Origin of the sequence: Nodosilinea sp. LEGE 07088, from assembly GCF_015207395.1 — a bacterium.
Lineage (GTDB): Bacteria > Cyanobacteriota > Cyanobacteriia > Phormidesmidales > Phormidesmidaceae > Nodosilinea.
This window is the reverse complement of the sequence record NZ_JADEWX010000274.1, coordinates 1-5,272: the sequence shown is the minus strand read 5'-3', so window position 1 is coordinate 5,272 and position 5,272 is coordinate 1. Positions and strand designations below refer to the sequence as shown.

Sequence of the window (5,272 nt, the reverse complement as noted above, 5' to 3'; positions counted from 1 at the left end):
TTAGTAATCATGCAGAGTTGAGTAAGGAGTTGGAACTATTGTGTTACTTTGCTAATCCTTATCATTCCTGGGAGCGAGGTCTCAATGAACATACGAATGGATTATTAAGACAGTTTTTTCCAAAGCAAACAAATTTCAAAATCGTCAAACCGGAGACATTAGAAAGAGCCGTCATGTTGATTAACAAAAGACCAAGAAAATCGCTTGACTATAAAACGCCATTTGAAGTATTCTATTCAGATAAATCAGACGCTGATGCACTTCAGATTTGAATTGGCGCATCCTAGCTATTTCAGTACTGTGATCAAACGTAAAACTGGCAAGTCAGTGAACAATTGGATTGCAGAGAAGACAATCAGTGAGGCTCAGGCTCTGTTAGCGCGATCATCCGAATCGGTACAGGCGATCGCCTTTCGCCTAGGGTTTAAGGATGCCGCTCACTTCTCGCGCTTTTTCAAGAAACATACTGAGATGTCGCCAATGAGCTTTCGGCAAAGTCTGCAAAGCTGAACTTTAAGGTTTTCAATGATCACGATTGGGACTTCCCATGCTTAAAAATGGGCAAGTCTATCTAGAAAATGTGCATGGTCTTAGCCGATGGATGTTGGCTTAATGAATATCAACAGCACTAAACAGCCAATCAATATCGATTGTTCAGGGTGTTCTTCCATTCATTCAACTTATCCATTGGAGACTATTATGAGTACCAATCGACGCAGCTTCTTGAGTGCCCTGGGTGCAACCGGTGCCGTTAGCGCCATCGCCGCCAGCAAAGCAGTGTCCCAAACCGTCCAGAGTACTTCTACCTCGCCCCCCAATGCCCCTATCTTTGCCACTCCTTCTGCTGAAAGTCGTGCGCTCACGGGCAAGGTGGCCATCGTGACTGGAGCTAGAGCGAACTTGGGTCGGGCATTCGCTCTGGCTTTTGCCCGCCAAGGTGCAGATGTGGTGGTTCACTATCACCGGGCTGAGACGATTGGCGAAGCAGAAGAAACTGCTCGGCTCGTCCGCGAACAGGGCAGTAGGGCTGCTCTGGCCCAAGGAGATTTGGGTCAGGCTACAAACGTTAAGCAAATGTTTGATGTGGCCTTCAATGAGTTTGGTCGAGTCGATATTCTGGTCAACAATGCCGGAGCGATCGTTAAAAAGCCGATCGCCGATGTCACCGATGAAGACCTCGAACAGATGATCAACATCAACACCCGGGGGAATTTTCTTTGTACCCGTGAAGCCGCTCGTCGTCTCGCTGATAACGGCAGAATTATCAACATAGCCACATCCTTGTTAGCGGGTGCTGCGCCCAACTATGCCGCCTACGCGGGCAGTAAAGCGATTGTCGAAGAAATGACGCGCATGGGAGCCAGAGAACTGGGAGGTCGAGGCATTACCGTCAACTCTGTTGCGCCGGGACCTGTTGATACTCCATTTTTCCACAGCATGGAAACGCCACAAACCACAGAGTTTGCTGCAAATCTGGCTGTAGCACGTCGTTTAGGCATGGTAAGCGACATTGTGCCGCTGGTTGAATTTTTGGCTCTGCCCAGTGCCCAGTGGATTACCGGACAGACGATCTGGATCAATGGCGGCTACCTGACACGCTAAATCTAACCTCAGTTCGGGTTAAGGGCTATTTCTAGAGCCGAAATCTCTAAAATGACGCAATCTCGTTGAGTGGCAAGGTAACTAAGCAACGGCAGAATGCGGGTTTTGGCTTATCCCGAACTCAGGTTAACCTGAGTTCGGGATAAGAAATTTTCCTGCTAAAGCAAGCTTACTGTCCCCTCCTGGGAGGGGTAGGGGTGGGTCAATCGAGGCTATCAGCAGAACTTCACCGTATTGAGCCGATTACTCTCTGTAGCAGTTTTGACCCACCCCGCCCTCCGGGCACCCCTCCAGAGGAGGGGACGGCGTTATCCCGAATTGAGGTCAGGTTAAATCTAACTCAAGCGCTCGCTAATTCAACAAATTGACACAGAAAAACTATCCTTCATCAGGAGCAACCCCCTCATGCAATATCGCCAACTGGGAATAACCGATGAACAAGTATCCGCTTTAGGATTGGGATGTATGGGTATGTCTGACTTTTACAGCGGACGGCAAAACAATGATACAGAGAGTATTGCAACGATTCAAGCCGCGATCGAACTTGGGATCAACTTTCTCGACACGGGTGACTTCTACGGCATGGGCCACAATGAATTGCTGATTCGCGCTGCCATTAAGGATGTTCCCCGTGACCAAGTATTCATTGCGGTCAAATTTGGACAATTGCGCGATCACAAAGGGAACTTTATCGGTGCAGATAATCGCCCGGTGGCGGTGCAAAACTTCCTGGCGTATAGCTTACAGCGCTTGGGCGTGGACTACATTGATTTATACTATCCCGCCAGGGTCGATCCGCAGGTGCCCATTAAAGACACCGTAGGCGCGATCGCCCAACTCATTCAGGAGGGCAAGGTTCGCTACGCTGGACTCTCAGAAGCAGGGGCTGAAACGCTGCGTCGAGCCGCTCAGATCCATCCGATCGCCATGCTGCAAACCGAGTACAGTTTGTGGACACGAGAACCTGAACTCGATGTATTACCCGTCTGCCGAGAGTTGGGAACCAGTTTAGTTGCCTATTCACCGCTAGGGCGAGGATTCTTAACTGGAGCTTTTCAATCTCCAGATAACTTTCCCCCCGATGACTTTCGGCGATACAGTCCCCGCTTTCAAGGGGAAAACTTCTACCGCAATCTAGAACTGGTCGAAAAAGTTAAAGCAATTGCCAAGCAGAAGAACTGTACCCCGGCTCAACTGGCTTTAGCCTGGCTGCTGGCAAAGGGTGAGGATATCATCCCAATTCCGGGTACTAAGCAGCAAGCACGATTAGCTGAGAATGCGGGCGCAGTAGAGATAGAACTATCAGCAGACGAGATGCAACAGATTGAGGCCATTGTCCCGATCGGATCGGCGGCTGGAACTCGCTATCCTGAAGCAATTATGCCCACCGTTAATCGTTGATTCCCTCAACCTACCAAGTCTTGTAGCTAGCACAATATAACAATCCTGCTGCACCGGAACGAATTTAGGCGATCGTCGTGATATCAAGGCTATCTACGTCCGGTGAGCAGGGTCGTTAGACCGCTGCATTCAGCTTGGATACAGGCATATTATGGACTGCACCATCCGACCACTTACAAAAGAAGATGAGCCGTTCCTCTGGGAGATGTTGTATCAGGCACTTTATATTCCTGAAGAGCAACCTGCACTACCGCGCGAGGTGATTCACCTTCCTGAACTTGCGCGCTACGTTCAGAACTGGGGTCTTGAGGGTGATTGCGGCTTTCTCGCCAGTGATACGGCAACGAGTCAACCCGTCGGTGCGGTTTGGTTGCGTTTGTTGATGGGTGAAAACAAAGGATATGGTTATATTGATGACAATACGCCTGAATTGTCCATTGCTATTTTGCCCAAATATCGTAGTCAAGGTATTGGGACACAACTGCTTGCTCATCTGTTTAGTTCAAAAGAGAGTCCATCAGTATCCTTAAGCGTATCAGTTGGAAATCCAGCAGTGCGTTTATATGAACGGTTTGGCTTCGCGGTTATCAGCAAAAGCGGAGGCTCAATGACGATGAAGCGAGACTAAAGCTGAACCTAGGCTAACGTGCTCTCTGAGACGGACAGACGTAAAATGGAGAAATTCTAACCCTTGTTCCATATGAGCGAAACTGTTTACATCGAAACCAGCATCTTGGGCTATCTCACAGCCAGATCAACCAAAAACCTGATTCTGGCTGCAAATATGGAGATCACAAGAGACTGGTGGGAATTGCGTCGGAACACCTTTACGCTCTATACCTCCGAAGCAGTCCTAGATGAAGCAGCACAAGGAGACGCAGCGATCGCAACGCAGCGATTGGACATACTACGCGATTTTCCCTTGTTGGAATTGAATCAGGCGGTGCAGGGTTTAGCCGCGCAATTCCTAACCCGAAGCAATTTGCCTCCCAAAGCTAAGGTGGACGCAATCCACATTGCCGCCGCAACTGTCCACGGCATGGATTATCTGCTAACGTGGAATTGTAAGCATATTGCAAATGCTCAAATTCAGGGGAAGTTGGCGGAGATTAGTCTAGATTTTGGCTATGCGCTGCCTGTTCTCTGCACACCAAACGAACTGATGGGAGATTAGGTCATGTGGAAGGATGAGATTGTTGAAGAGATTCACCAAATTCGAGAAGCGTATGCCAAGTCCTTCGATTATGACTTGGATGCAATATTTGCGGACTTACGAAAAAAACAAGCCGAAAGCGGAAGAGAAGTCGTTAACTTGTCGCGAAAGCCCGGTCTAACAACACGTTGGAGCGGACGGGCGAGAGATGTTGGTGAGGATGCAAAGGATACTAGCCGCCGCTCAACTTAGCCGTTGGGCTGCTTCATAGTTTGAGTGGAAGTTACTCTAGATACTTGAATACAGTGGTTCATTGAGATGCAATTACTAATTACAAAGTTGCTAATATCGAGAAGAAACGCATTTGAGTAATTGAATCCATTTGCTTCTAATCTAATGTCAGATCTCGCTCGGCTTCACAAGAAAGTAGTTGGAACTCTCTTCCCGATGATTGGTGCCGGACTACTCGCGGGTGCTGTCATTTCATTTGCTTCCACTTATCAGTTTAGCCAGAGGGCATTAAGGGTAGAGGGGAAAGTTATCCGGCTCGATGCAGGAGGTGCTCATCCAGTCGTTCAGATTGTGTTACCAGGAGGAAAATCTGTGGAGTTTTCAACAAGTGGATGGATTAACTATGCGGTTGGCGATCGAGTAGCGGTGCTATATCTTCAAGATGCTCAATATCCCTCTGGTTTTAAGGCCAATATCGATACGCCTGGTGCTTTATGGTTCGGTGAATCAGTACTGACGTGGGTTGGCGGGGGATTTGTAATTGGGGGGTTATACACCAAGTATCTATACAAACCCCAGTAGTAAAATGAGGTTGCCTGTAATACTTGTGCGACTCAGCGCACAATCTGTTGGGCGATTTGCTTTTCGTGGACGGCAAAGCACCCCAACAATTCCAATGCACCGGAACAAAGTTAATCGATCGGTGAGTTTCAAAGGGCGTTTGTATCCGGTGATTGGAACCGTTATACAGCAAATCCGAGAGTGTTCAAGTTTTTGTGTAAGCCTTGAATTTTAGATTTTGAAGCGTTCTGGGAACAGGATAGCAAAATGTGAAAGCGCAGCTCTCCAGTTTTTGATGGGCCTTGTCCATCGTTTGGCAATATT

General features: G+C 48.2%; 8 protein-coding genes. All 8 read left to right on the top strand.

The window, feature by feature from the left end; genetic code table 11:
* The coding region (locus IQ254_RS29525; protein ID WP_193969121.1) for an IS30 family transposase at window positions 1-272 on the top strand (272 nt) is incomplete at its 5' end.
* Window positions 256-510, top strand: coding sequence for an AraC family transcriptional regulator (locus IQ254_RS29520; protein ID WP_228041219.1), 255 nt, complete (start codon window positions 256-258; stop codon window positions 508-510). The genes IQ254_RS29525 and IQ254_RS29520, both read left to right, overlap by 17 nt.
* 189 nt (window positions 511-699) lie before the next feature.
* Complete coding sequence (locus IQ254_RS29515; RefSeq protein ID WP_193969711.1) at window positions 700-1,602, top strand: SDR family oxidoreductase; 903 nt, start codon at window positions 700-702, stop codon at window positions 1,600-1,602.
* A 405-nt stretch (window positions 1,603-2,007) separates the two neighbouring features.
* Window positions 2,008-3,003 (top strand): aldo/keto reductase, encoded by a 996-nt coding sequence (locus IQ254_RS29510; RefSeq protein ID WP_193969710.1) that lies wholly within the window; start codon window positions 2,008-2,010, stop codon window positions 3,001-3,003.
* A 151-nt stretch (window positions 3,004-3,154) separates the two neighbouring features.
* Entirely contained in the window at window positions 3,155-3,631 is a 477-nt protein-coding gene (locus IQ254_RS29505; RefSeq protein ID WP_228041218.1) for a GNAT family N-acetyltransferase, read from the top strand.
* A 72-nt stretch (window positions 3,632-3,703) separates the two neighbouring features.
* Window positions 3,704-4,177 (top strand): type II toxin-antitoxin system VapC family toxin, encoded by a 474-nt coding sequence (locus IQ254_RS29500; RefSeq protein WP_193969709.1) that lies wholly within the window; start codon window positions 3,704-3,706, stop codon window positions 4,175-4,177.
* A gap of 3 nt (window positions 4,178-4,180) precedes the next feature.
* Window positions 4,181-4,408 (top strand): hypothetical protein, encoded by a 228-nt coding sequence (locus IQ254_RS29495; RefSeq protein WP_193969708.1) that lies wholly within the window; start codon window positions 4,181-4,183, stop codon window positions 4,406-4,408.
* Between the two features lie 144 nt (window positions 4,409-4,552).
* On the top strand, window positions 4,553-4,969 hold the full coding sequence (locus IQ254_RS29490; RefSeq protein ID WP_193969707.1) for a DUF3592 domain-containing protein: 417 nt from the start codon (window positions 4,553-4,555) through the stop codon (window positions 4,967-4,969).
* Window positions 4,970-5,272: the final 303 nt, after the last annotated feature.

Excerpts from the sequence above, each read along its gene's own strand:
- IQ254_RS29520 (WP_228041219.1), top strand. The coding sequence starts at position 256 with ATGCACTTCAGATTTGAATTGGCGCATCCTAGCTATTTCAGTACTGTG.
- IQ254_RS29500 (WP_193969709.1), top strand. The coding sequence starts at position 3,704 with ATGAGCGAAACTGTTTACATCGAAACCAGCATCTTGGGCTATCTCACA.
- IQ254_RS29505 (WP_228041218.1), top strand. The coding sequence starts at position 3,155 with ATGGACTGCACCATCCGACCACTTACAAAAGAAGATGAGCCGTTCCTC.
- IQ254_RS29495 (WP_193969708.1), top strand. The coding sequence starts at position 4,181 with ATGTGGAAGGATGAGATTGTTGAAGAGATTCACCAAATTCGAGAAGCG.
- IQ254_RS29510 (WP_193969710.1), top strand. The coding sequence starts at position 2,008 with ATGCAATATCGCCAACTGGGAATAACCGATGAACAAGTATCCGCTTTA.
- IQ254_RS29515 (WP_193969711.1), top strand. The coding sequence starts at position 700 with ATGAGTACCAATCGACGCAGCTTCTTGAGTGCCCTGGGTGCAACCGGT.
- IQ254_RS29490 (WP_193969707.1), top strand. The coding sequence starts at position 4,553 with ATGTCAGATCTCGCTCGGCTTCACAAGAAAGTAGTTGGAACTCTCTTC.